This is a genomic window from Janthinobacterium sp. PSRC1-1, from assembly GCF_049897525.1.
GTDB classification, from domain to species: Bacteria; Pseudomonadota; Gammaproteobacteria; order Burkholderiales; family Burkholderiaceae_D; genus Janthinobacterium; species Janthinobacterium tructae.
This window is the reverse complement of sequence record NZ_JAFCWK010000002.1, coordinates 379,271-403,717: the sequence shown is the minus strand read 5'-3', so window position 1 is coordinate 403,717 and position 24,447 is coordinate 379,271. Positions and strand designations below refer to the sequence as shown.

The 24,447-nt window shown below is 62.1% G+C and carries 22 protein-coding genes; 13 read left to right on the top strand and 9 right to left on the bottom strand.

Annotated elements, in window-relative coordinates; all coding sequences use genetic code 11:
• Positions 1-163: 163 nt before the first annotated feature.
• The 3 genes from ACP7DW_RS05405 to ACP7DW_RS05395 are packed head-to-tail and all read right to left on the bottom strand — an operon-like array spanning position 164 to position 2,305.
• A complete protein-coding gene (locus ACP7DW_RS05405; protein ID WP_426054231.1) occupies positions 164-901 on the bottom strand; it encodes an NRDE family protein in 738 nt (245 codons plus the stop codon).
• Entirely contained in the window at positions 892-1,182 is a 291-nt protein-coding gene (locus tag ACP7DW_RS05400) for a DUF4936 family protein (RefSeq protein WP_426054230.1), read from the bottom strand. The genes ACP7DW_RS05405 and ACP7DW_RS05400 overlap by 10 nt, the downstream gene beginning before the upstream one ends.
• A gap of 7 nt (positions 1,183-1,189) precedes the next feature.
• On the bottom strand, positions 1,190-2,305 hold the full coding sequence (locus ACP7DW_RS05395) for a YgfZ/GcvT domain-containing protein (protein WP_426054229.1): 1,116 nt from the start codon (positions 2,303-2,305) through the stop codon (positions 1,190-1,192).
• 176 nt (positions 2,306-2,481) lie between these two features.
• Between ACP7DW_RS05395 and mltG the strand changes: the two genes are divergently transcribed.
• Genes mltG through ACP7DW_RS05380 form a run of 3 tightly spaced genes read left to right on the top strand, consistent with a single transcriptional unit; the run spans position 2,482 to position 5,195 of the window.
• On the top strand, positions 2,482-3,468 hold the full coding sequence (mltG, locus tag ACP7DW_RS05390; RefSeq protein ID WP_426054228.1) for an endolytic transglycosylase MltG: 987 nt from the start codon (positions 2,482-2,484) through the stop codon (positions 3,466-3,468).
• Between the two features lie 39 nt (positions 3,469-3,507).
• Complete coding sequence (gene tmk, locus ACP7DW_RS05385) at positions 3,508-4,149, top strand: dTMP kinase (RefSeq protein WP_426054227.1); 642 nt, start codon at positions 3,508-3,510, stop codon at positions 4,147-4,149.
• A gap of 17 nt (positions 4,150-4,166) precedes the next feature.
• A complete protein-coding gene (locus ACP7DW_RS05380) occupies positions 4,167-5,195 on the top strand; it encodes a DNA polymerase III subunit delta' (protein WP_426054226.1) in 1,029 nt (342 codons plus the stop codon).
• A gap of 70 nt (positions 5,196-5,265) precedes the next feature.
• Here ACP7DW_RS05380 and ACP7DW_RS05375 read toward each other — a convergent pair whose 3' ends face one another.
• A complete protein-coding gene (locus tag ACP7DW_RS05375; RefSeq protein WP_426054225.1) occupies positions 5,266-5,631 on the bottom strand; it encodes a hypothetical protein in 366 nt (121 codons plus the stop codon).
• Between the two features lie 154 nt (positions 5,632-5,785).
• On the opposite strand from ACP7DW_RS05375, the gene ACP7DW_RS05370 reads away from it, so the two are divergent.
• From ACP7DW_RS05370 to ACP7DW_RS05340, 7 genes are all read left to right on the top strand, one after another.
• Entirely contained in the window at positions 5,786-6,172 is a 387-nt protein-coding gene (locus ACP7DW_RS05370; RefSeq protein ID WP_426054224.1) for a VOC family protein, read from the top strand.
• A gap of 57 nt (positions 6,173-6,229) precedes the next feature.
• Complete coding sequence (locus tag ACP7DW_RS05365; RefSeq protein WP_426054223.1) at positions 6,230-6,862, top strand: carbonic anhydrase; 633 nt, start codon at positions 6,230-6,232, stop codon at positions 6,860-6,862.
• An 80-nt stretch (positions 6,863-6,942) separates the two neighbouring features.
• The gene (locus tag ACP7DW_RS05360) at positions 6,943-7,722 is read left to right on the top strand and encodes a TatD family hydrolase (RefSeq protein WP_426054222.1); all 780 of its coding nucleotides are present in this window, start codon (positions 6,943-6,945) and stop codon (positions 7,720-7,722) included.
• A 16-nt stretch (positions 7,723-7,738) separates the two neighbouring features.
• Positions 7,739-8,389 carry an ankyrin repeat domain-containing protein gene (locus ACP7DW_RS05355; RefSeq protein ID WP_426054221.1) on the top strand — a complete coding sequence of 217 codons (651 nt, stop codon included), beginning with the start codon at positions 7,739-7,741 and terminating at the stop codon, positions 8,387-8,389.
• A 267-nt stretch (positions 8,390-8,656) separates the two neighbouring features.
• Positions 8,657-9,580, top strand: a complete 924-nt coding sequence (locus ACP7DW_RS05350) for a methyltransferase domain-containing protein (RefSeq protein WP_141169347.1) — start codon at positions 8,657-8,659, stop codon at positions 9,578-9,580.
• Between the two features lie 100 nt (positions 9,581-9,680).
• A complete protein-coding gene (locus ACP7DW_RS05345; RefSeq protein ID WP_100873118.1) occupies positions 9,681-9,929 on the top strand; it encodes a hypothetical protein in 249 nt (82 codons plus the stop codon).
• A 152-nt stretch (positions 9,930-10,081) separates the two neighbouring features.
• Positions 10,082-10,279 carry a hypothetical protein gene (locus tag ACP7DW_RS05340; protein ID WP_131686513.1) on the top strand — a complete coding sequence of 66 codons (198 nt, stop codon included), beginning with the start codon at positions 10,082-10,084 and terminating at the stop codon, positions 10,277-10,279.
• A 63-nt stretch (positions 10,280-10,342) separates the two neighbouring features.
• Here ACP7DW_RS05340 and ACP7DW_RS05335 read toward each other — a convergent pair whose 3' ends face one another.
• On the bottom strand, positions 10,343-11,461 hold the full coding sequence (locus tag ACP7DW_RS05335) for a phospholipase A (RefSeq protein WP_426054220.1): 1,119 nt from the start codon (positions 11,459-11,461) through the stop codon (positions 10,343-10,345).
• Positions 11,462-11,735: 274 nt separating this feature from the next.
• On the opposite strand from ACP7DW_RS05335, the gene fusA reads away from it, so the two are divergent.
• Together fusA and ACP7DW_RS05325 are read left to right on the top strand one after the other, a co-directional pair.
• The gene (gene fusA, locus ACP7DW_RS05330; RefSeq protein ID WP_426054219.1) at positions 11,736-13,841 is read left to right on the top strand and encodes an elongation factor G; all 2,106 of its coding nucleotides are present in this window, start codon (positions 11,736-11,738) and stop codon (positions 13,839-13,841) included.
• Between the two features lie 81 nt (positions 13,842-13,922).
• Positions 13,923-14,453, top strand: a complete 531-nt coding sequence (locus ACP7DW_RS05325) for an SRPBCC family protein (RefSeq protein WP_426054218.1) — start codon at positions 13,923-13,925, stop codon at positions 14,451-14,453.
• Between the two features lie 503 nt (positions 14,454-14,956).
• Here the strand turns inward: ACP7DW_RS05325 and ACP7DW_RS05320 are convergent.
• From ACP7DW_RS05320 to ACP7DW_RS05310, 3 genes are all read right to left on the bottom strand, one after another.
• A complete protein-coding gene (locus tag ACP7DW_RS05320) occupies positions 14,957-16,126 on the bottom strand; it encodes a hypothetical protein (RefSeq protein WP_426054217.1) in 1,170 nt (389 codons plus the stop codon).
• 667 nt (positions 16,127-16,793) lie between these two features.
• Positions 16,794-17,303 carry a hypothetical protein gene (locus ACP7DW_RS05315; protein ID WP_426054216.1) on the bottom strand — a complete coding sequence of 170 codons (510 nt, stop codon included), beginning with the start codon at positions 17,301-17,303 and terminating at the stop codon, positions 16,794-16,796.
• The gene (locus ACP7DW_RS05310) at positions 17,300-18,205 is read right to left on the bottom strand and encodes an alpha/beta hydrolase (protein WP_426054215.1); all 906 of its coding nucleotides are present in this window, start codon (positions 18,203-18,205) and stop codon (positions 17,300-17,302) included. Before ACP7DW_RS05310 ends, ACP7DW_RS05315 begins: the two co-directional genes overlap by 4 nt.
• Before the next feature lie 100 nt (positions 18,206-18,305).
• On the opposite strand from ACP7DW_RS05310, the gene ACP7DW_RS05305 reads away from it, so the two are divergent.
• Entirely contained in the window at positions 18,306-21,545 is a 3,240-nt protein-coding gene (locus ACP7DW_RS05305) for a PAS domain-containing protein (protein WP_426054214.1), read from the top strand.
• A 14-nt stretch (positions 21,546-21,559) separates the two neighbouring features.
• Here ACP7DW_RS05305 and ACP7DW_RS05300 read toward each other — a convergent pair whose 3' ends face one another.
• A complete protein-coding gene (locus ACP7DW_RS05300; protein ID WP_426054213.1) occupies positions 21,560-24,442 on the bottom strand; it encodes a PAS domain S-box protein in 2,883 nt (960 codons plus the stop codon).
• Positions 24,443-24,447: the final 5 nt, after the last annotated feature.

Here is a 24,447-nt window from a genome sequence, read left to right as displayed (position 1 = left end):
TTTGTGCGCATGGCTGGCTGGTGGTTTTTCGATGAGGATTGGATGAGCTTGCGTAGGTCGGATTAGCGCGCCACAGGCGCGCGTAATCCGACATCGGGGACGGCGGTGATGCCGGTTGAGGGCGCTGGTGTTGTCGGGTTACGCGCTTGCGCGCTAACCCGACCTACTGTATCACCAGCTCATGCAGTTCGCCGGGCGAGTCCGGGAACAGTTTGACGACGGTGGACGTGCGCGTGCCGTAGCCCGGCGCTTCGATGCAGACGGCGGACAGCACGCGCTCGAGGTCGAGCGGCACGCCCGTGTCCGGCAAGCGGAAGTCGGGCGCACGCGTGGTGTCGGCCAGCATGTCGAAATACGCGTCGTCGGGCGCGCCCTGGCACAGCAGGCTGGCGAACTGGGCCTTGGTTTTCAACACTTTCGGCCACGGCGCGTCCAGCAGGGCGTTCGACAGGCCGTAGATGCCCGGCTCCAGTGGCTGGCCATTGCGCGCATCGCCATCGCCGCGGTTGGAAAACCAGATCAGCGTCTGCGCGTCGCCCAGCACCAGATTAAAACCGTTGTAGGCATTGCAGCCGGGGCGGATCTGCGCGATATAGTCTTGCGGCGACATCGTGCCGGCCAGATAGTCGGCCACCAGGGCGCCGCGCGAGGGGGCGTCCGGGTTGCGGTCTTGCGGGCTGCGGATGTTGGTGATGGCGGCAAAGCGCGAACTGCCGCTGCCGGCCTGGGTGATGCCCATCCAGCTGCCGCCCGCCTGCAGGTCGCGGCCCGCATACACTTGCGGGTGCTCGGGCCAGGCACCGGCGGGGGCGCTGGCGCGTTCATAGAATTCGTCGCGGTTGGCGGCGGCAATCAGCGGGATGTGCGGATTGACTTTCCAGGCAAAAACGATCAGGCACATGGAGGCAAATCCATGAACACTTCCGTATGCCGCGCGCCGGCCGTCAATGCCAGCAGGCCCGCCTCGTCGGCGGCAGCGGCCAGCAGTTCGGCAAAACCTTCGCCGACGACGGGATAGATTTCCATCCACGTCTGCAAGCCATCCTTGACTTCCGGGCGACGCTTCAGTTGCGGCGCCACCCCGGAGGCGGCCGCCAGTTTCGCTTGCAAGGCACGGACCCTGGCTTCCAGCGCCTGGGCGTGCTCTTCCTTTACCTGATAGTAAATGTACAAATCTTTCATGGCATTCTCACAAATCGAGTGCATCGAGCACGTAAGGCATGGGCAGGAATTGCACGGCGGCGCCCTGGGCCGAGCCGTAGCGCACGGCGCCAGCGGCGCTTGAACCTTCGGCTATCGCCCCCAGCTTCATTTCAACGAGGGCGTCGATGCCACCGCTGCCGTTCGGCGCGGCGTTGACGAGCATGCCGCAAGGTTGTTCGGGGTCGCTGACGGCGTACAGTTCGCCGCCGGCCACTGCCGCTGCATCAGCGATGCTGACGAGGGTGGTGCGGCGCTTGAGCTTGCCCAGGTACTGGCTGCGCGCGACGATTTCCTGGCCCGGGTAGCAGCCTTTCTTGAAATTGACGCCGCCCAACAACTCGAAGTTGACCATTTGCGGCACGAATTGCTCTTGCGTGGCGGCCGTGATCTGCGGGATGCCCGCGTGGATGTCCGACAACTGCCAGGCATCCGTTCCGCCCTTGGCCAGTTGTTCGGTCAGCCGCGGCCACACGTCGCGCGCCGTGGCGGCCGACGTCAGCCATTCATAGCGGGCGCTGCCAAACGCATCGGCCACGCGCAGCAGCGTGCCCAGCGCATGGTCGACCTTGCTGAACGGCGTGGCGGGCAGGGCGGGGAACCAGGCGGCCAGGGCGGCGCCGGCTTGCTTGCCGCCGAGGCCCAGGATGACTTGATTGGCCTCATCAAGGGACGCATCGTGCAGCTTGGCCTTGGCGCGCAGCACGAACATCTGCAAGCGCTTCTGGATGGCCGGTTGTATGGCGCGCGGCAATTGCAGATAAATGGTGGTGGCATTGCGCCACATCAGGAAACTGGCCAGCAAGCGGCCTTTCGGCGTGCAGTAGCCGGCCAGGCGCACTTGCTGCTGGTCCAGGTGTTCCACGTCGTTGGTCAGCTGGCCGTGCAGGAAACTGGCTGCCTCGTCGCCATTCAAGCCGATCAAGCCCTGGTCCGTGATGGCCGCGACAAAACCTTCTTGCAGTTGGGACACTGTCAGGGACTGGCCGAAATCATGGATAGGGGCGGCGGCGATAAGGGCGGTGCTGTCAGGCGCGCCATCGACGACGACGGGGCGGGCGCCTTGTGCGGTTAAAAATTGATTCCAGTTATTCATAATTTCCATTAGATCAGCGATTAAGCATTATCATTACGGGTTCATTATAGTGATGTCGCGCAGATCGCGTCGGCAGCGGCAAAATTGCCAGTGTTGGCGCCGCTTTGCACGCACTTGCTTCACAAATGAACGATCATAACAAGCGGACGTTGGCCATCAGCGCCCGCATCACAAGAATCGGAACAATGGCTTTCTTTAAAAAACTTGTAGTCAGCTCGGTCATCGCCGCCATCGGCGTCGGTGGTACTTTTGTGTACTGGGCGCAGCAGCCGATCACCACGGAAGGCGAGGCGATCCCGTTTACGATCACGCCGGGCAGCGGCGCGCACGCGGCCGGCCAGCAGATCGCGGACGCGGGCGTGCCCATCGTGCCCATCCTGTTCAACCTGCTGGCGCGCGTCGAAGGCAAGACGTCGAAGATCAAGGCCGGTTCCTACGAGCTGAAACCGGGCACCACGCCGCAGCGCCTGATCACGCAACTGGCACGCGGCGAGTTCGCGCAAGAGTCGCTGACCATCATCGAAGGCTGGACTTTCAAGCAGATGCGCATGGCCATGGCCAGCCATCCGGGCCTCAAGCACGATACCGTGGGATTGTCCGACAAGGCGCTGATGGCGAAAATCAGTCCCGAGTTTGTGCTGCCGGAAGGCCTGTTCTTCCCGGACACGTATCTGTTCGCCAAGGGCGCCAGCGAAATGCAGATTTTCAAGCAGGCGCACACGGCCATGATAGGCCGCCTGTCCGAAGCGTGGGACAAGCGCGATCCGGCCCTGCCATACAAGAATCCGTACGAGGCGCTGATCATGGCGTCCATCGTGGAAAAGGAAACGGGGCAAAGGTCCGAACGGGCCATGATCGCTGGCGTGTTCGTCAACCGCCTCAAGACGGGCATGCTGCTGCAGACGGACCCGACCGTGATCTATGGCATGGGCGACAACTACCAGGGCAAGATCCGCAAACGCGACCTGGAGGCGGACACCCCGTACAATACCTACACGCGCGGCGGCTTGCCGCCCACGCCGATCGCCCTCGCTGGCGCGCAATCGCTGACGGCGGCGCTGGCGCCGGCCCGCACGCAAGCGCTGTATTTCGTTGCGCGCGGTGACGGCACCAGCCAGTTCTCGGCCAACTTGCCCGACCATAACCGCGCCGTGAACCAGTACCAGCGCTAATTTCACCTGTTAATTTCTCCTGATTAAGTAAGAAGTTTCATGACACAACACCATCAACCCCGCTTCATCACCTTCGAAGGCATCGATGGCGCGGGCAAGTCGACGCATATCGGCTTTGTCGCCGACTACCTGCAGCAGCGGGGCGTGCGCCTCGTGTCGTCGCGCGAACCGGGCGGCACCAGCCTGGGCGAAAAGCTGCGCGAACTGTTGCTGCATGAAAAAATGCACCTGGAAACGGAAGCCTTGCTGATGTTCGCCAGCCGCCGTGAACACATCGCGCAAGTCATCGCCCCCGCTTTGGCGCGCGGCGAATGGGTCATTTCCGACCGCTTTACCGATGCCAGCTTCGCCTACCAGGGCGGCGGGCGCGGGATGGACTTGCGCAAGATGGAGCAACTGGAAGCGTGGGTGCATCCGCACCTGCAGCCGGACCTGACGTTTTTGTTCGACGTGCCGCTGGCCGTGGCCCGTGCCCGCCTGGACGCCACGCGTGCGCTCGACAAGTTCGAGCAGGAGCGATCGGACTTCTTTGCCGCCACGCGCAACGAGTATCTGCGCCGCGCGGCCCAGTTCCCGCAACGCTTCCGCATCATCGATGCCACGCAAAGTATTGCCGATATTCAAGTGCAGCTGGCGCAACTGCTTGATGTTTTGCTTGAGCAAAGCGTTGCAACCGTATGATTTTATAGAAATAAAGAATGATCAGTTCTCTCTATCCCTGGCAGCAGGACGCCTGGCAGCAATTGCAAGCCTTGCGCCCGCGCATGCCGCACGCCATGTTGTTCCATGGCGCGCAAGGCATCGGCAAGGCCGACTTCATCGAGCATTTCGCGCAGGCCTTGCTGTGCGAGGACGTGCGCGCCGACGGCCACGCCTGCGGCGCATGCGCCTCGTGCGGCTGGTTTAGCCAGGGCAACCATCCCGATTACCGCCGGGTCCGTCCGGAAGCGCTGGAAGACGAGGTGGCGGACGACGGCGAAGAGGGCGAGGGCGCGAAGAAAAGCGCCAAGACCAAGACGCCGTCGAAAGACATCAAGATCGAGCAGATCCGCAACCTGGCCGACTTCATGAACATTTCCACGCACCGGCAAGGCTTGCGCGTGGTGGTGCTGTACCCGGCCGAGGCGCTCAACACGCCCGCCTCGAACGCCTTGCTGAAAACCCTGGAAGAACCGCCGCCGGGCACCGTGTTCCTGCTGGCATCGAACAGCCTGGACCGATTGTTGCCGACGATATTGTCGCGTTGCCGCAAGTTTGCCTTGCCCATGCCCAGCCACGAGCAGGCCTTGACCTGGCTCAAGGCCCAGGGCTTGAACGATGCGGACAGCTGGCTGCGCGAGCAGGGCGGCGCGCCGCTGGCCGCGCTGGCCCAGTCCGAATCGGGTGGCCGCGAAGAAACGGAACAGTTGCTGCAAGTGCTGGCCAATCCCGGCGTGGAAGCGGCGTTGAAGGCGGCCGACAAATTGCAGAAGGCGCCGCTGGCGCCGCTGGTGGCATCGTTGCAGCGCTGGCTGTACGACGTGTTTTCCGTCAAGTTGTCCGGCACCATCCGCTACTACCCGCGCCACCGGCGCGAGCTGGAAGCCTTGGCAGGACGCATCAACGTCAGTCGTTTGATGGCCGCCATCAAGGCCGCCAACGAGCGCCGGGCGATCGCCGAGCATCCTTTGTCGCCCAAGCTGTTTCTGGAAGATATGCTGCTCGACTACGCATTAAGCTGTCAATAGAATCAAGCACTTACGTTGCCAAGTTCATCCAGATTGTTTGGTGCTTGGCGCGCTTGGCGATTGGAGTGACTCAGCCGCAGGCGCGCGTGCAACTGCGGTAGCGCACTTCGCACGCTTGCTGGCGTTCGGCGCGCCGGGCACGGAAGGCCTGGGCTTCGGTGGGGCGCAGCTGCTCCGCTTGCGCACCCGCATCCCTGCCGGCCGCGACATAGGGATTGCTGCTGGGTTTCATCGACAAGATGGGGCTGGTGTCGTTTTCCGTCGCGTCTTGCACTTGCGCGCGGCAATCCTGGCGTGCCGACGCGCACATGGGGGCGCACAAGCCCGCCTCGGGAATGGCCTTCGGCGCGTCGCGCTTGTTCTGCACCTGCGCCTGCGCAGGCGTTGTCAGGGCCAGGCAGGCCAGCAGTATCAAAGGGCCGGCAACTTTCAGCATGAACACTCTCCACGTTTCCGCGCGCAACCCCATGGCTGCGCACCGGCCGCTCACTATACATCTTGATAACTTTTTTGGCCAGGGCGCCATGTCCGTTTGCCACGTCCGTGACCCGGTGTTACAGTCAAGGCACTGGACAGCAACGGAGGCGGGCATGAAACGGGTCACTGGCATCGGCGGCATCTTTTTCCACGCGCAAGACCCGGCCGCGCTGCGCGCCTGGTACCAGCGCCACCTGGGCCTGGACGTGCAGCCCTGGGGCGGGGCCGCCTTCAGCTGGACGGATGCTGATGGCCAGCCCACGGGCGGCACTACCATCTGGTCCGTGGCATCAGCGGACAGCGGGCAGTTCGCGCCCGGCAAGGCGGCCTTCATGGTCAATTACCGGGTCGCCGACCTCGACGCGCTGCTGCAAGCCTTGCGCGACGAAGGCTGCACGGTGCTGGAGAAGGTGCCCGATTCGGAATACGGCCAGTTCGGCTGGGTCATCGATCCCGAGGGCAACAAGGTCGAGCTGTGGCAGCCGCCCGAGGGTCAATAGGCCAGCCAGGCGCCAGATCAGCGATAATATCGGCTCTGCCAACCATTCTATTTATTTATGCGCGACATTATTGCTGGATTTCTACGCTTCCAAAAAGAGGTTTTTCCCGCGCGCCGCGAGTTATTCAAGACCCTGGCCACGGGACAAACCCCGAAGGCCCTGTTCATTTCCTGCTCGGACAGCCGCATGGTGCCGGAGCTGGTGACGCAGCGCGAGCCAGGCGAACTCTTCGTGATCCGCAACGCGGGCAACATCGTGCCCTCGTACGGCCCGGAACCGGGCGGCGTCAGCGCCACGGTGGAGTTTGCCGTGTCGGCCCTGAACGTGAGCGATATCGTCATTTGCGGCCATTCCGATTGTGGCGCGATGAAGGCGATCGCCACCTGCGCCTGCCTCGACCACATGCCGGCCGTGCGCAGCTGGCTGCACCATGCCGACGCGGCGCGCATGATCAACGAGTCGGTCGCGCATCCGACGGAACAGTCGCGCATCGACGGCATGGTGCGCGCCAACGTGGTGGCGCAACTGAATAATCTGCGCACCCATCCCTCGGTGGCGCTGGCCATGGCGCAGAACCGGCTGACCCTGCATGGCTGGGTGTACGACATCGAGAACGGCTCCCTCGACGCGCTCGACGAGTCGACCGGCAACTTCGTTCCGCTGGCGGAACACCCGGCCTCGCAACTCTAAGCATCCGCACCGCCACGGCAGGGGGCTGCGCCCAGCGCTTCCTCTGCCAGTTTTTGCTGCCTCCGGTACAATCCCGCCTTATGTATATCGATTCCCATTGCCATATCAATTTCCCCGAGCTGGCCGCTCGCATGCCCGAGATCCTCGCCAAGATGGCCGAGAACAAGGTGACCCATGCCTTGTGCGTGTCCGTCGACCTGCCAGACTTCCCGCAGGTGCTGGCCCTGGCCGAGCAGTATCCGCATATTTTCGCTTCCGTCGGCGTGCATCCCGACTACGAGGACACGCCTGAACCGTCCGTGGACGACCTGGTGCGGCTGGCCGACCACCCGAAGATCATCGCCATCGGCGAGACAGGCCTCGACTATTTCCGCCTGACGGGCGACCTCGAATGGCAGCGCGAGCGTTTTCGCACGCACATCAAGGCGTCAAGGATCACGCGCAAGCCCTTGATTATTCACACCAGAGCGGCCAGTGAAGACACCATCCGCATCATGCGCGAAGAGGGCGCGGGCGTATCCGACGGCGGCGTGGCCGGCGTCATGCATTGCTTTACGGAATCCCTGGAAGTGGCGCGCGCCGCCATAGCCATGGGTTTCTACATTTCCTTTTCCGGCATCGTCACGTTCAAGAGCGCGAAGGATTTACAGGCCGTGGCGCTGGAAGTGCCGCTCGAGCGCATCCTGATCGAGACGGATTCGCCGTATCTGGCGCCCGTGCCGTTCCGCGGCCGCATGAACGAGCCCGGCTACGTGGCCCACGTGGCCGAATATCTGTCGACCTTGAAAGGCATCCCGCTGGCTCAGGTGGCGCAGCAGACGACGGATAATTTCTTCAAGCTATTCAATCAGTTGCCATAACTTCTTAAGGTTAACCATGATGAAAAAACTCGCGCTGGCGATGCTGCTGTGCTGCGCTGGCGGCAGCCACGCGGCGCCGGATCCGGACAGCTTCTTCCGCGCCGTCTCCGTCAACAACGCCAGCGGCGTGCGCAGCATGCTGGCGGACGGCATGAATCCGAACCAGCCTGATACGCAGCGGGGCGACATTCCCCTCGTGCTGGCCCTGCGCGACGATGCGGACAAAGTGTTCAAGCTGCTGCTCGAGGCGCCCGGCATCGACCTCGAAGCGCGCTCGGCCAATGGCAACACGGCGCTGATGATGGCGGCCTACAAGCACAAGCAGGACGCCGTGGACGCCTTGCTGGCCAAGGGCGCGAAGGTCAACCAGAGCGGCTGGACGGCGCTGCACTATGCGGCCTCGGCCGGCGACTTGCCCATCATGAAGATATTTCTGGAGCGCGAAGCCGTGGTCGATGCGCGCGCGCCGGCCAACGTCACGCCGCTGATGTTCGCCGCCCGCGAAGGGCAGGAGGGCGCCGTCAAGCTGCTGCTGTCCTGGGGCGCGGACGCCAGTCTGAAAAGCGACCATGGCTGGACGGCCGCGCAGTTCGCCCAGGCGGGCGACAAGCCCGGCGTGGTGGCCATCATCGAAGCGGCACAGAAGGCGCGCGCGGGACGTAAATAAGTCCCTGTAAGTAATCTTTCCAGCAATATTTTCCATGCCAGCGCTGAAACTGGCATGGAATTGCCTCTCACCTCAGCCCTTTGTTCTCCCCGCCGATTAACGATAATGAGTGTGTCGCATTAATCAGGAGATCGTCGCATGGGCCATCCCACCACCGTCAGGCGCCGGCTGTACTGTCGCCGTCCCTCGCGCAGCCCGTGCGATATCACTGCTTTCTGGAATGACAAAACCGATCGGCCATCGGAGCCAGACTCCAAGAGGACAGACATGCTGAATGAACGAGAAATCGAGAGTTGTTACCTGGGGCAATTTATCCCCGTCCATTACCATCACAATATGTTGATGGACCAGAACCGCATGCACGGGTTCAAGTCGGCGATCGATTACGCGGTAAAACCCGGCATGAAGGTGGTGGAACTGGGCGGCGGCACGGGCGTGCTGTCGTGGTTTGCGGCCGCGCGCGCCGACAAGGTGTGGTGCGTGGAATTCAATCCGGACATGGTCAAGGAAGCGCGCAAGATGCTGGCGCTCAATCCCAACGGGGAAAAAGTCGAAGTCGTGCACGCGGACGCCTTTGAATTCCTGCCGCCCGAGCCCGTCGATGTGGTCATTTGCGAAATGATTCATGTGGGCATGCTGCGCGAAAAGCAGGTGGAAGTGATCGAATCGTTCAAGCGCCGCTACCTGGCCCGTTTCGGCGGTCCGCTGCCCATCTTCCTGCCCGAAGCCGTCATCATGGCCGTGCAGCCGATGCAGCAGGAGTATGATTTCGAGGGCTTTTACGCGCCCATCGTGCAATTCCAGGAAACCGCGGCCATCCACCCTGGCGTGCAGGAACTGGCGCCGCCGGCCGTGTACAGCATCATCGACTTCAGCCAGCCGACGGACAGCATATTCGGTTTCGACGGCAAGTTTGTCGTCGAGCGCAGCGGCACCCTGAACGCCTTGCGTTTTGTCACCAAGAACATCCTGGCCGTGGTGCCCGAGCGCTCGACCACCATCGACTGGCTGAACCACTACATGTGTCTGCCGCTGGCCGCGCCGGTGGCCGTGAAGGCGGGCGACGTGCTGCAAGTGAGTTTCCAGTACCGCGCGGGCGGCTCGATCCCCTCGCTGGAAGCGTCGATCCGCGCCCAAGTCATCTACGATGTCAACTTGCAACCGGTAGTACAAAACGCCGTCTACGCGTAAGTATCATTGATGTAAAGGCAACGCCGCGGGCATTTCGTCCTGCGGCGTTTGTCCATTCAGGGTATATTCCGTGTTTTACCCACTGGACAGCTTTATTATCATGGAACAGATCGATCAGCGTTACCTCGTGCAACAGAACAAAATCAGCGATGGCGAGACCAAGCCGCCCGTGTTTGCCAAGGTAATGCGCAGCAAGGAAGGCGTGTTTGAAGGCGTGTCCTTCATCAAGTCGAAGGACAAGGCCTCCATCCTGACCATCGAAGAGGCCAACCAGGCCATCAAATGGGCCAGCAGCAAGAAGCCGAATGCGCATGAGTACATCACGAAAGTGATTTGCGTCGGCCAGTAAGTCCCCGTTCATTCCCGTTTTTGCGCCGTTCATCCCCGCAGCACGCAGTTCATCGCATGGCCGTTGCCGCCGTCGCGGCGCTTGACTATAGTGCTGTCACGGTAGCGGGGCAAGCACGGCTTGCTCCGCACATTTTATTCGAGGGGAACGCGATGCCGGGATTTGTGCTGTGGTTGCTGCTCTTGCTGGTGTGCTGGCCCCTGGCCCTGCTGGCCCTCGTGCTGTATCCGCTGGCCTGGCTGCTGTTGCTGCCATTCCGCCTGATCGGCATCGGCGTGGAAGGCGTATTTGAATTGCTGCGCGCCATCGTCATGCTGCCGGCCCGCGTGCTGGGCGGCGGCCGGCGCTGAAGCCGATATTTCCCATAAAAAATGGCGCCCTCGGCGCCATTTTCGTTTCTGTCACTGTGCCGCTTACAGGTCGACCATGAAACCGGCGCCGATCGACTTCTGCGAATAGTTGTAGTCGATCAAGCTCTGGCCATAGCCGGAGAACAGTTGCAGATAGCCTTTCAGGTTGGCTTTCAATGGGAAAGCCCAGCTGGCCTGCATGGAGCCATGTTTCTTGCTGAAATTGCGGCGGGCCGTCACGGCATACTCGTGACCCTTGTTGCGGTAGCTCACGCGCAAGTCGCCATGTCCCATGTAATCGGTGATGTCGATATTGTCATTGTCGTTCGCGCTATTGTCGAGACGGTGCCAGACGCGGCCCGTGATGGCCAGGTTGTCTTTTTCCACACCCAGCTCGGCATACACGCGGTTCCAGCTGCGCGACAGGGTCGAGGTCTGGCCATTCGACTGGTGCACCAGGCCGAAATTCAGGTAATTGAACTCCAGACCCGCGAAATGCTTGTTGATCGGCAAGATCAGCATCAGTTCCGGCTGGTAATTGGTCTCGCGGAACGGGCTCGAGGCCTTGCGGTTATACGCTTGCCAGAAACTTTGCTGCGTGTAGCCGAACCACATGTCGATGGGCGTGCCGGCGATGTCTTCCAGCAATTTCATCTTGAAGCTCAGCTGGAAGGTCAGTTCCACATGCTGGCTCTTGACACCGCCAGGCGTGAAATCCTGGAACGGCTCGTCGTTCGAGGCGTCGCTGTAGTTGGCCAGCAGCAGATAGGTGTCGCGGTGCGGGCGGAAGTTGAACAGGCCGCGCTTCGAGGCATCGTTGAGTTCCCACGATTGCTGCGTGCGCGAGATCTGCGCTTCCGGCGGCGCCGCGCCAGCCTGGGCGATGGCGGGAATGGCGGCGTTGACGGCGTCCGGCGTGGCCACGCCAGGCGGGCTGACAAACGTGAGGGGGGCGACCTCGGCGGCCGCTGCCAGGGTCACGGCAGCCGTGGCGGGATCGCCGCCGGCGGCGATGGTGGCCTTTTCCGCCGCCTTGGCCAGGGTGTCGAAGCAGCCCAGGCGGGCGCTGGCGTCACCGAGCACGGCGCAACGCTGCATTTGCTGTTCCAGTTCGCCGGCCATGGCCAGCGCTGGCGACGCCAGCAGGGAGGAGAGGATTATTTTTCTTAGTCGGGTAGTCATAGGCTGAGTGGGGCATGTCATTCGGGGCGCACCTGGGCTGGCATGCCGGCGGTGTCGCCTTGCACGATCATTTACGGTGCGTATTGATTTTGATTAATCTTTACTGGATTAATAAAGTTGAAAGTATAGCCGAAACTCTTGTTTGTCCTGTGCAACGCGCGTGCGCGCTAATGTCAGTGTTGTACGCATGGTAAAAAATGGTTACGCGCCGCCCTGCAAATCGATGTCTGCTACACTGGAAAGCCGGGCACCGGGGCTAGCCATGGAGATTGTGATGACCCGCAAAACACCTATCGAGCGCTACCGCAACATCGGCATCAGCGCCCATATCGACGCCGGCAAGACCACCACCACCGAGCGCATCCTGTTTTATACGGGGGTGAATCACAAGATCGGCGAAGTGCACAATGGTGCCGCCACCATGGACTGGATGGAGCAGGAGCAGGAACGGGGCATCACCATCACCTCGGCCGCCACCACGGCGTTCTGGAAAGGCATGGCCGGCAACTTCCCCGAACACCGCATCAACATCATCGACACGCCCGGCCACGTGGATTTCACGATTGAAGTCGAACGCTCGATGCGCGTGCTCGACGGCGCCGTGATGGTCTACGATGCCGTTGGCGGCGTGCAGCCGCAATCGGAAACCGTCTGGCGGCAAGCCAATAAATACCACGTGCCGCGCATCGCCTTCATCAACAAGATGGACCGGGTGGGCGCCGATTTCTTGCGCGTGCGCCAGCAGATCGGCGAGCGCCTGAAAGGCGTGGCCGTGCCCATCCAGTTGCCCATCGGTGCCGAAGAGCATTTCACGGGCGTGATCGACCTGTTGAAAATGCGCGCCATCACCTGGGACGACGCCAGCCAGGGCGTGCAGTTCAGCTATGGCGAGATTCCCGCCGAACTGCTGGCGCAGGCGCAGGAATGGCACGAGCACATGGTCGAGCACGCGGCCGAAGCCAGCCTCGCCATGACGGAACGCTACCTGAATGGCGACACGTTCACGGAAGCGGAACTCAAGCAAGCCTTGCGCGCGCGCACCATCCGCAATGAAATCGTGCCCATGCTGTGCGGCAGCGCCTTTAAAAACAAAGGCGTGCAGGCGATGCTGGACGCCGTCATCGAATACCTGCCCTCGCCGATGGAAGTGCCGCCCATCATGGGCCACGACGAGCACGACAACGAGGTGGAGCGCCATCCGACGGACGACGAGCATTTCTCGGCCCTGGCCTTCAAGATCATGACGGACCCGTTCGTGGGGCAACTGACCTTCTTCCGCGTGTATTCGGGCGTCGTTAACTCGGGCGACATGGTCTACAACCCCACCAAGAGCGCGCGCGAACGGCTGGGGCGCATCCTGCAGATGCATGCGAATGAACGCAAGGAAATCAAGGAAGTGTATGCGGGCGACATCGCCGCTGCCGTGGGCCTGAAAGCCGTGACCACGGGCGACACCCTGTGCGCCATCGACCACATCATCGTGCTGGAAAAGATGATTTTCCCGGAACCGGTGATTTCCCAGGCGGTCGAACCGAAGACCAAGGCGGACCAGGAAAAGATGGGCATCGCCTTGAACCGGCTGGCGCAGGAAGACCCGTCGTTCAGGGTGCATACGGACGAGGAATCGGGCCAGACCATCATGTCGGGCATGGGTGAATTGCACCTGGAAATTCTGGTCGACCGCATGCGGCGCGAATTCGGCGTGGAAGCCAATGTCGGCAAGCCGCAGGTGGCCTACCGCGAAACCATCACGCGCGCGGTGGACGATATCGAGGGCAAGTTCGTCAAGCAGTCGGGCGGACGGGGCCAGTACGGCCACGTGGTGCTCAAGCTCGAACCCTTGCCGGCAGGCACAGGCTATCAGTTCGTCGACGCCATCAAGGGCGGCGTGGTGCCGCGCGAATTCATTCCCGCCGTCGACAAGGGCATCGCCGAAACGTTAAAGGCCGGCGTGCTGGCCGGCTACCCGGTGGTGGACGTCAAGGCGACGCTCACCTTCGGCTCCTACCACGACGTCGATTCGAACGAAAACGCGTTTCGCATGGCCGGCTCCATCGCTTTCAAGGACGGCATGCGCAAGGCCCATGCCGTGCTGCTCGAACCGATGATGCAGGTGGAGGCGGAAACGCCGGGAGAGTTCATGGGTAACGTCATGGGCGATCTGACGGCCCGCCGCGGCATGGTGCAGGGCGTCGACGATATCCCCGGCGGCGCGGGGCGCATCATCAAGGCCCTGGTGCCGCTGGCGGAGATGTTCGGCTATTCCACCACCTTGCGTTCGCTGACCCAGGGCCGCGCCACCTATACGATGGAATTCAAGCACTACGCGGCCGTGCCCAAGCATATCCTCGACCAGGTGGCGGCAGGCAAGACGCGGTAGCGGCCGCCGGGCGTGCGGGCCTTCCCGTTTATCGGTGCCGCTGGTACATTAAGGGCCAGTTCACCAACACAGGGAGAGAGCATGAGCACCGCAGAACAGAAGCAGGAAGGACAGCACCGCGACAGCAGCGACTTTGTCATTACGCAAACTTTCGACGCGCCGCGCGAACTGGTGTTCCAGTCGTGGGTGGAACCGGAGCGCCTGGCCCAGTGGTGGGGCCCCGTCGGCTTCGAATTGAGCGTGCTGGCGCTGGACTTGCAGCCGGGCGGCATCTTTCATTACGGCATGCGCGCCGACAATGGCTACGAAATGTGGGGCAAGTTCACCTACCAGGCCATCGAAGCGCCTGAACGCATCGTCTCGATCCTGTCGTTTGCCGACAAGCAGGGCAATGCCGTGCAGCATGCCGTCAGCGCCACGTGGCCGCTGGAATCGTTCAATACCATGACCCTGACCGAGGAAAACGGCAAGACGACGATGACCTTACGGTCGACGCCGCACAAGGCCACCGATGAGCAGCATCGGACTTTTGTGGAAGGGCATGAGTCGATGAAGGAGGGGTTCAAGGCTACTTTCGGCCAGCTGGCCCAGTACCTGGCGCGGGTTCAGTAGGTTTTTATTTCTTATTGAAGAGCGGGCCAGAGCCGCGAGCCTGAGAAAATGACCATGGCTGCGTTGCTTGGGCTCGCCGTACTAACCGTACTGTCTTCGCCCGCGCGCCTTGCCCTGGCCATTTTTCAGGCCCGCTGGGCCCGGGGAGCCTTGGTTTGAGGGGCGGGCCTGTTCTTGCTATCGTTGCCAGTTTGCGGTTGAGGGACGTCTGCTTTCGCCCTATTGTGTTGAAAAACGCGGGTACGTTGAGATAGAGAACCTGTCAGCCTCGACTGGCCAGAACCTCCGCTATTGAACGATCACCGACTGCATTGAGGTCCGAGACATCCCGAAATGGTTGCCGCTCGACATTTTCAACAAAATAGCCCCAAAGCGGACAGTAAATTGGTCCAACTCGCCTGGGTTCGGATTACCTGTGCTAGTCTGACTAATCTACTAATAGTCGCGCATGGAAAGTAATGTTCGAAAAATGTGTGCGATTTCATCCGCCTTGCTGCTAAGTGCTAAGGACTGTAGAACTGGCTAAGGCGTCCATTAGGATCGATCCTTAAGATGAAGTAATCGCCATTGAAGAGTACTGCCATGCGCCCTGATCTGACAAACTCTCCCGAGTTCGTCTCGAAGTGAAGAGCAAGCTCTTCGCGAATACTATCTAAGACTCTCTCGATCAGGTCCTTAAGGTCCGTCAGCTGATAAGGAAGAACAGTCTTTCCCTTAAAATTACCAACCTGATAGGCATCTATGTGTCGCATTACAATGTGCAGGTAGGATTGCAAATCCCAGAAGACTTGATTTTTCCCGTGCAGTAGAACAGACGGGTTAAACCCGATGGCGTTAGCAAGTATCCTTTTCGCAGCATCAGTGTCTAACGTCAATGACCGGTCTCCTAATTTCGCTTTCTCAAATTCAGCGCATACAGCGCCAAGTGCCGCTACTCGCTTAACGAATTCGTAGCTGGCTTTGGCTTCTAACTCTTCCTTGGTCAGAGCATTTCGTGCAGCTTTCGCGTTTAACGACGCAAGTTGAATGTTGACGTTCTCGCTTGCAGACTTCACAGTAAAGCCAAAAGTTTCAAGGATGCGACTATCGATTGTATTGTTTCGCATCCCCAGCATTGTCCCGACTAGGTCTTCTTTTTCATAATCGATCAACGCAGTTCCGCCGTTATGTTTCATGATCAGATAATTTACTAGTAGCTTCTGTACGTCTATCTTTGAAAAATCAGCTTCAACTAAAACAATGTTCGGCACAATCTTCTTGCCTGTTGGGTGACGGAGTGGCTGGTGGATAAATGTTGCGTAAGAAATCTTAAGGAGGTCCTTGATAGCGACGCCCTTGTACTTTAAAGACTTTCTTTGTTGAACAGTTAACGCAGGATCTCGGCAGTCTATGCGTAGAACCGTTAGATCGTTATAAGCTGAGTTACTATTCGCAAGCTCGTCGGTTTGCTCGTTCATGTCAACTTTGTTGAACAGAACCCCGGTGACCATGTGCCCGTAGTCAGTTTCAGCTTTGCTGTTGTGCCGGAACATAAAACAGGTCATATTTCTGTCAATACCAATCATCTCATGCAGGTCGCGCAGGTGAAACTCCCTCCCCGCAACTTCAACTCCAGGTATGCCTATCGAGTGCAAGTCTGCTATTTCGTATGTGCCAATCAATGCATTCTCCATTACTGCTTCGATAGACGATCACCAAGTCATTGCTAGGCACGGAACCTGCTGGGACAACGCCGCGATTGGCAGATTCTTCTCGACGTTGAAAACAGAATGGCTTAGCAAGAGGCACGACCGGACTGGGATGAACTACGCGCCGATGTTTTCTACTACATAGAAGGTTCTACAATGCACGGCGCCGATACTCAACAATCGGCAATATCAGCCCAGTACAGCTTGAAAATATAAAATGCGCCTAGCGAAAGTGTCCGTGTTGCTGACGGAATGCAGTTTGAACTTAATTCTTTTTTGAGGGCCAGATAAAAGCTATCGTTGCGCAAAATATACCGACAAAGGCAGCACGCCCCCAATCGAACTCATGAGCTGCCCCAAGGAAGCGAGTGTAAAGCAAGGTTCCAGTCGCAACTCCCAAACCAACGCTGACGAACTGTGGAAACTTTTTTTTCATGTGTACCCTCAATGATGCGATCTGAATCGCCACTATTTCAATAAGCACTGCTGCATCTCTTTCTTAAAGGAGACTGCAGATTTACCACTCCAAGTGCAAGAATTTGGCAACTACCTCGTTTGGGCGGTAGCGGCCGACTGCGGCAATGAGCATAACGAATTAGTGAGCGAGAAAAGTCACGCATTGTCACGTCAACGTGACTGGCCGCTTCTGGTGTCACGACTCATCGCGCTCGGCATCGCGCTCGCGGCAGCTGAGGGACGCATAGTGCGCCTTGGGCACCTTGTTATTGATCGCCACTTCGCGCAGTGCATGTGCAACATCGACATGGTCGGTCAGGGTGCAGCGGTTGGTGCGGGCGAACTGTTGCAGCGTCGTGATGCTGCCATTGACTTTCAGCGTGATCCCGACGCCGGGGCTGACGCAGCAGCCTATGTATTTGTCGATGTATTCTTCCTCGATCAGCACCAGTTCGTGGCCCATGAAGGGCACTGGCTTGTCCAGCAGGTAGTAGTCGGTGTAGTCGGCGCGCTGGCGGGGCGTCTTGCTGACCAGACCCGCGTGCTGGTAGGCGCGGATGGCCTGGCCGGACGTGCCCGTGCGCTCGGTCGTGCCCTTCTTGAGCTGCATGGCATGCAGCAAGCCGCTTTCGAGCGAATGGGTATCGGCGGCGAACGCCATGGCGGAGCAGGCGGCAAGCACGGTGCAGGCGAGGGCGCGCTTCATTTCGCCTCCATTGCCAGCATCTGTTTGATCACCGGCAAGATCATCCGCCATGCATTCGACGTGGCCGCGATCTCGTCATAGTGGCTGGCGCCGGGCAAGATCAGCACTTCCGCATGGTCGCCGGCTTTGATTGCCCTGGCCGCATAGTCATGCGCGACGCGGGGAGGGGAGATGGTGTCGAGCTCGCCCGTGGCCAGCACGGTGCGGCTGCCGTTGGGCATCAGGTCGGCCGCGCTGGTGTCGCTGTAGATGTCGGGACGCTCAGTGCTGGCGCTGCCTGCCAGTTGCGCGATGTCGCGCTCGCAGCTGCTCCTGATCAAGTCCTTTTCATGGCGCAGGTCGGCCAGGCCGCCCAGGCTGAGGATATGCTTGATCGGCAGGTACTGTTCGCGGTACAGGGGGCTGGTCTTCGGCAGTTGGTCCCTGCCGGCGATCCATTGCACCAGCTGGCCGCCGGCCGAATGGCCCATGGCGAGGATGCGGCGCGTGTCGAGCTGGTACTGGGGCGCGTGCCGCTGCAGGCTGTCGAGCGCCGCGTGCATGTCTTCATACGTGCCGGGATACCCGCCGCCCGGCTCGTCGACCCGGCGGTACTCGACATTCCATACGGCGATGCCTTGCGCCACCAGGGCGCCGGCCACGTTGCGCATCTGCCTGATGCCGCCAAAGGCCACCGTCCAGCAGCCGCCATGCACCAGCACGACGACGGGGAACGGTCCGCTGCCCTCGGGCCGGAACAGCTGCGCGTATTGCGACGGCGCGGAGCCATACGCGATCTGCGCCGTGGGGGCGGGGCCGTTCAGGGCCAGGTAGTCGTCCAGGCTCATGGGGGCGGCGACGGCGCCGTGGGCGCAGGCGAGCAGGGCGGTGGCGATCAGGGAGGATGGCAGGGACGTGGGCATCGTTGGTTTCGCTTGAGAAGAGAGCAACACTTTAGCATAGGGCCGCGTGGACGCCGGGATCAAGCGGCACGCTGTTTTCCTCCTGCAAGAGGGGTGCCCCATGGTATATTTCGGGCATCAGTTTCCCCTCCTTATCGACACGGTGCACGCAAACAACATTCTTTCCTTGCTGGACGCCGAGCATAGTGCGCTGGGCAGTATCGCCGCAGGCGCCGACCTGGCTCATGCATTGGAGCATTTGTTGCTGGCGTTGCAAGACCTGGCCGAGGGCGGCGCGCATGCCTGCCTGCTGCTCATCGACGAGGCCGACCGCTTTTGCGGCTTGTCCGCGCCCAGCCTGCCACAAGACCTGTGCCTGGCCCTGCGCCACGGCGGCGAACAGCCTTCGCCGTTCGGCATGGCGGCCTTTTCTGGCGCGCCCGTCTATTGCGGCGACATCACGCGCGATGTGCACTGGAGCGCGGGCCGCAAGGAAGCCATGCTGCACGGCTACCGCGCCTGCTGGGTCGCCCCCGTGTTCGGCGCCAAGGGGCATATCCTGGGCGTGCTGGGCCTGTTCTTCCCCGCGTCATGCCATCCCACGCAACCCGAAATCGAACTGCTGGCGCTGGCCGCGCGCGTGGCCGCGCATGTCATCGAGCGGGGCCAGCTGGAAAGAGCGCTGCACGACAGCCGCGAACACTTTCATTACGCCATCGAACTGAACACGCAAGTGCTGTGGACGGCCGACATCGACGGCAAGCTCGACTATGTGGCGCAGCGCTGGCGCGAATGGACGGGCGGCAATGGCCTGGGCACCAGCTGGCTGGACGACATCCACCCCGAGGACGTGCCCCGCGCATTGGCGGCGTGGAGCGAAGCGCTGGGCAGCGGCCAGCCGCTGGACCAGGAAATGCGCGTGCGCCGCCAGGACGGCCGCTACCGCTGGGTGCACTCGCGCGCGTATTGCCGGCTCGACGAGCGCGGCCAGCCCGTGAAATGGTATGGCTCGTGCGAAGACATCGACGAGCACTGGCAGGCGCGCAATGCCTTGCTCGACAGCGAGGCACAATTCCGTTCGCTCGCCTCGACCATGCCCAACCAGGCCTGGCTGGCGCATGGCAGCGGCGCCACCTACTGGGTCAATGAGCAGGTGTGCGAGTACACGGGGCAATCGCTGAAGTCGCTGGTCACCAGCGGCTTTCGCCACTGCGTGCATCCGGACGACGTGCAGGCCACGCAGAAAAGCTGGGAGCGGGCCGTCGCCACGGCCAGCGCCTACGAACACGAGTTCCGCATGCGTCGCGCCAGCGACGGCGCCTACCGCTGGTTCCTGGCGCGCGCCTTGCCCCTGTTCGACGAGACGGGCACGGTGCTGCGCTGGGTGGGCACGAATACGGACGTGCAGGAACAGAAAAACGTGCTGGAAAAGATGGCCTACCTGAATTCCTCGCTGGAAGTGGAAATGGCCAACCGCACGGCCGACCGCGACCGCATGTGGCGGCTGTCGACCGACATCATGCTGGTGGCGGACCTGGCCGGCATGATCATCGCCGTCAATCCCGCCTGGAGCAAGATCCTGGAGCGGCCGGAAATCGAATCGCTGGGCATGGATTTCATCAGCCTCGTGCATCCGGACGACCGCATGGCGGCCTTGCAGGATTTGTCGCGCCTGGCCCATGGCGCGCCCACCTTGCGCATGGAAAACCGCTACCGGCGCCGCGACGGCGGCTACCGCTGGATTTCCTGGACGGCCGTGCCGGCGCAAAAGCTGATCCACGCCATCGGCCGCGACGTCACCGATGAAAAAGAGGCGCGGCTGGCGCTGGTGCGCAGCGAGCAAGCGCTATTGCAGGCGCAAAAGCTGGAATCGATCGGCAAGCTGACGGGCGGCGTGGCCCACGATTTCAATAATGTGCTGCAAATCATTTCCGGCAACTTGCAGTTGCTGAAACTGACGGTGGCCGACAATCCCCAGGCGGCCAGGCGCCTCGATTCGGCTGCCTCGGCCGTCGAGCGGGGCGCCAAGCTGTCGTCGCAACTGCTGGCCTTTGCGCGGCGTCAACCGTTGAAGCCGCTGGTGACGGACCTGGGACGCCTGCTGCGCCGCATGCATGAGCTGATCCGCCGCGCCCTGGGCGAGGCGGTGACCGAGGAAACCTTCATCAGCGACGGCTTGTGGCATACCCTGGTCGACCCGAACCAGATGGAAAACGTGCTGCTGAACATGGCCATCAATGCGCGCGACGCGATGGACAAGGGCGGACGCCTGACGTTCACCTTGAGCAATGTCACGCTCGATGCGGCCTACGCCAGCCTGCATGCCGATGTACTGGAGGGGCAATACGTGCTGCTGACCATCACCGACACGGGCCATGGCATGGAACGCGACGTGATCGACCAGATTTTCGAACCGTTTTTCACCACCAAGCGCGAAGGCGAGGGGACGGGCCTGGGCCTGTCCATGGCCTACGGCTTCATCCGCCAGAGCGCGGGCCACATCAAGGTGCACAGCGCGCCCGGTGCCGGCACGACGTTTAAGATTTACCTGCCCCGTTCGCTGGAAAAGCTGGCCGAACCGCCAGCGGGCCTGACGGGCCCCGTGCTGGGCGGCGGCGAGAGCATCCTCGTGGTGGAAGACGATGCGCCCGTGCAGCACACGGTGGTCGACATGCTGCGCGGCCTCGGCTACGAGGTGCTGCATGCGGACGACGGCGCCTCGGCGCTGGCCCTGCTGGGCACGGGCGTGGCCGTCGATCTGCTGTTTACGGACGTGGTCATGCCCGGTCCCGTCAGCAGCAAGGAGCTGGCGCAGCAGGCCCGGCTGCTGCTGCCGGAGCTGGCCGTGCTGTTTACCTCGGGCTACACGCACAATGCCATCATGCAGGGCGGGCGCCTGGACCCGGGCGTCGAGTTGATCAGCAAGCCTTACCAGCGCGAAGACCTGGCGCGGCGCATCCGCCATGTGCTGGCCGACCGCCGCCTGGTGGGCGCGCCCGACCCGTCGGGGCGGCGCATCCTGCTGGTGGAAGACAATGACGATGCGCGCGAAATGACGACGGAAATGCTCAATATCCTGGGGCATACCGTGCATGGCGTGGCCAGCGCCGAGGCAGCCTTGCCCCTGCTGGGCATGCCGGGCCTGGAAGTGCTGGTGACGGACATCAGCCTGCCCACCATGTCCGGCCTGGAACTGGCGCGCCATGCGCGCGCGCACTGGCCGCAACTGGAGGTGGTGTTTGCTTCCGGGCACGACTGGGGCGCCAGCCTGATGCAGGACGCCAGCGCGCGCTTCCTGCGCAAACCGTTTGGCCTGGAAGAACTGGCCGGCGCACTGAAGGCACGCCGGATCGACGTTTAATAGCTTGCCCTGGCTTACTGGGCTGGCGGCAGCAAGGCGTGCTGCAATTGCTCGACGGTAAATGGTTTCACCAGGAAGCGTGCGGCCGGGTCCAGCACGCCGGAATTGGCCGGTGCATGGCCGGTGGAAAACACCACTTCCAGCCGTGGATAGTCGCGCGCCGCCAGCTCGGCCAGCCCGGCGCCCGACATCTGCGGCAGGCTGATATCGGTCAGCAGCAGTTCCAGTCCCGGCGTACCCAGCAGGGGCAAGGCTTCTTCGGCCGTGCTCACGGCCAGCACCGAGTGTCCCAGCATGACCAGCAGTTCGCTCGTCATGGCGCGCGCGTCCGCATTGTCTTCCACCAGCAGGATGGATCGCGCCCCCGGCAGCGCGGGCGGCTGCGGCGCCAGCTGTGCGCGGTATTGGTGCAGCGCCGTCACGTGGTGGCGATTGGCCAGCAAGTGGCGGATGCGCCGCGCCAGGTCTTCGCGCCGGTACGGCTTGCTCAACAGTTCCACGCCCGGCTCCAGGCGGCCGCCCTGCATGATGGCGTCCTGCGTGTAGCCCGACGTAAACAACACGGCCAGCTGCGGCAGCAGCAGCCTGGCCTGGCGCGCCAGTTCCGTGCTGGCGACCTTGCCCGGCATCACCACATCCGTAAACAGCAAATCGATGGGGACGCCGCTGCCGATGATGGTCAGCGCGCTTTCGCCATCGCTGGCGCGCAGCACGCCATAGCCGAGGCCGCGCAACATGTCGACCACCGTTGTTTGCACCTGCACGTCGTCTTCCACGACGAGGATGGTTTCCTTGCCGCCGAGCACGGGGCCGTCCAGCTGCAGCGGCAATTCCGTTTCCGCTTCGAGCGAGCGCGGCAGGTAGATGCGGAAGGTGCTGCCATGGCCGGGCAGGCTGTCGACCATCAGGTGGCCGCCGCTCTGGCGCAGGAAGCCGTACGCCATGCTCAAACCCAGGCCCGTGCCTTCGCCTTCCTTCTTGGTCGTGAAGAAGGGTTCGAAAATCTTGTCCAGCAAGTCGGCGGGAATGCCCGAGCCCGTGTCCGAGACGGCCAGTTGCACGTAGTCGCCGGGCGCCACATCCGCATGGCGCGCCGCATGGTCGCTGCCCAGCACGCTGTTGCTCAGTTCGATGGTCAGCTGGCCCTGGCCATCCATGGCGTCGCGCGCGTTGATGGCCAGGTTGAGGATGACGTTTTCCAGCTGGTGCGGGTCGACCAGGGCGCGCCAGCAATCGTCGGCCAGCAGCCAGCGCGTTTCGATGCTTTCTCCCGTGGCGCGCCGCAGCAGCTCTTCCGTCGAACGCAGCAGTTGCGCCAGGTCCGTCACCAGCGGTTTCAATGGTTGACGCCGCGCAAAGGCCAGCAGCTGGGCCGACAGCTTGGCGCCCCGTTCCACGGCGGCCGAGGCGCTGGCGATGCGCCTGGCGGCCAGCGGGTCGCCGTCCAGGCCCAGCTGCAGCAACTGCAGATTGCCGGAGATAATTTGCAGTACGTTATTGAAATCATGGGCCACGCCGCCCGTCAGCTTGCCCAGCGCTTCGAGTTTTTGCGATTGCAGCAGGGCCATTTCGCTGTGGCGCAACGATTCCTGCATGGTGCGCAAGGTGTCCTGCGCCTCTTTTTCCAGCGTGACGTGGCGTCCGGTGGCAAACACCAGGTCGCCTTCGGGCGCTGCCACCCATGACAGCCAGCGGTGGCCGCCCTCGCGGTGCCGGTAGCGGTTTTCAAAGCTGGGCATGGCTTCCTGGCTCACGTTTGCCAGCGCCAGGCGGGTGGCGGCGGCATCCTCGGGCAGTACGAAGTCGAACAGGCTGCGGCCCAGCATTTCCTCGGGCAGCCAGCCCAGGATGGCGGCCGAGGCCGGGTTGACGGCGGCAAAGCAGCCTTCGGCATCGATGGCCACCATCAGGTCTTGCGCGCTGCGCCACAGCCGCTCGCGCTCGCTGTTGCGCGCGGCCAGCTCCGCTTCCAGCTTCTTTTCCACCGTGATGTCGCGCGCGCTGCAATACACCTTCTCGCCTTCGGGCACGGCCACCCACGACAGCCAGTGCCAGCCGCCCAGCTTGTGGCGGTAGCGGTTCTCGAAGCGCAGTGCCGGCTGGCCCTGGTTGGCCGCTTCCCAGGCCGCATGCGTGCGCGGCAAGTCGTCCGGGTGGATCAGTTCAAGAAATTTCGTCGTGCGGATTTCCTCTGCCGACCAGCCCAGCGTGGATTGCCAGGCGGGGTTCGAGTGCTCGAAATAGCCGTCGAGGTTGAGCACCCCCAGCAAATCGGGGCTGACGTTCCACGTGCGGCCGAACTCGCGCGTGCGCTCGGCCACCTGCATTTCCATGCTGGCAGTGAGCGCGCGCAGCCGCGATTCCGCCTGGGCCCGCAAGATGGTCGACCAGACCCGCTCCGACACTTGCACGGCCAGTTCGATCTCGTCCGCATGCCACAGGCGCGCCGCGTTGCTGTGCACGACGAACAGGGCCGCCAGCCGGCCTTCCTTGGCGATGGGAATGTTCAGGAAGGCACGGATGCCCAGGCGGGCGAACGTGGCCAGCGCGGCCGGCATGGACGTGCGCGGGTCGTTGGCCACGTCGCTGACGGCCAGCGCCTGGCCGGCGGCCAGCGCATCGGCCAGGCGGGCGGCATAATCGCCGAGGAAATATTCGCCGGCCGCGCCGGGCGCCAGGCCATCGCTCCACGCATGCTGCAGGGTGGGGCATTGCAGGGTCTGGTCGATATCGAAACAGGCCACTTGCTGGGCGCCCAGACGCTGTCCCAGCAATTGCGCCGACAAGGCGAGAATCTCGCCCGTGTCTTGCAGCAGGCGCAAGCGGCGTTCCAGTTGCAGCAGAAAGGCCACGCCGCTGGCGCCGGCCTGGTTGCGGGGAGACGGTGTACGGGTCATGCCGG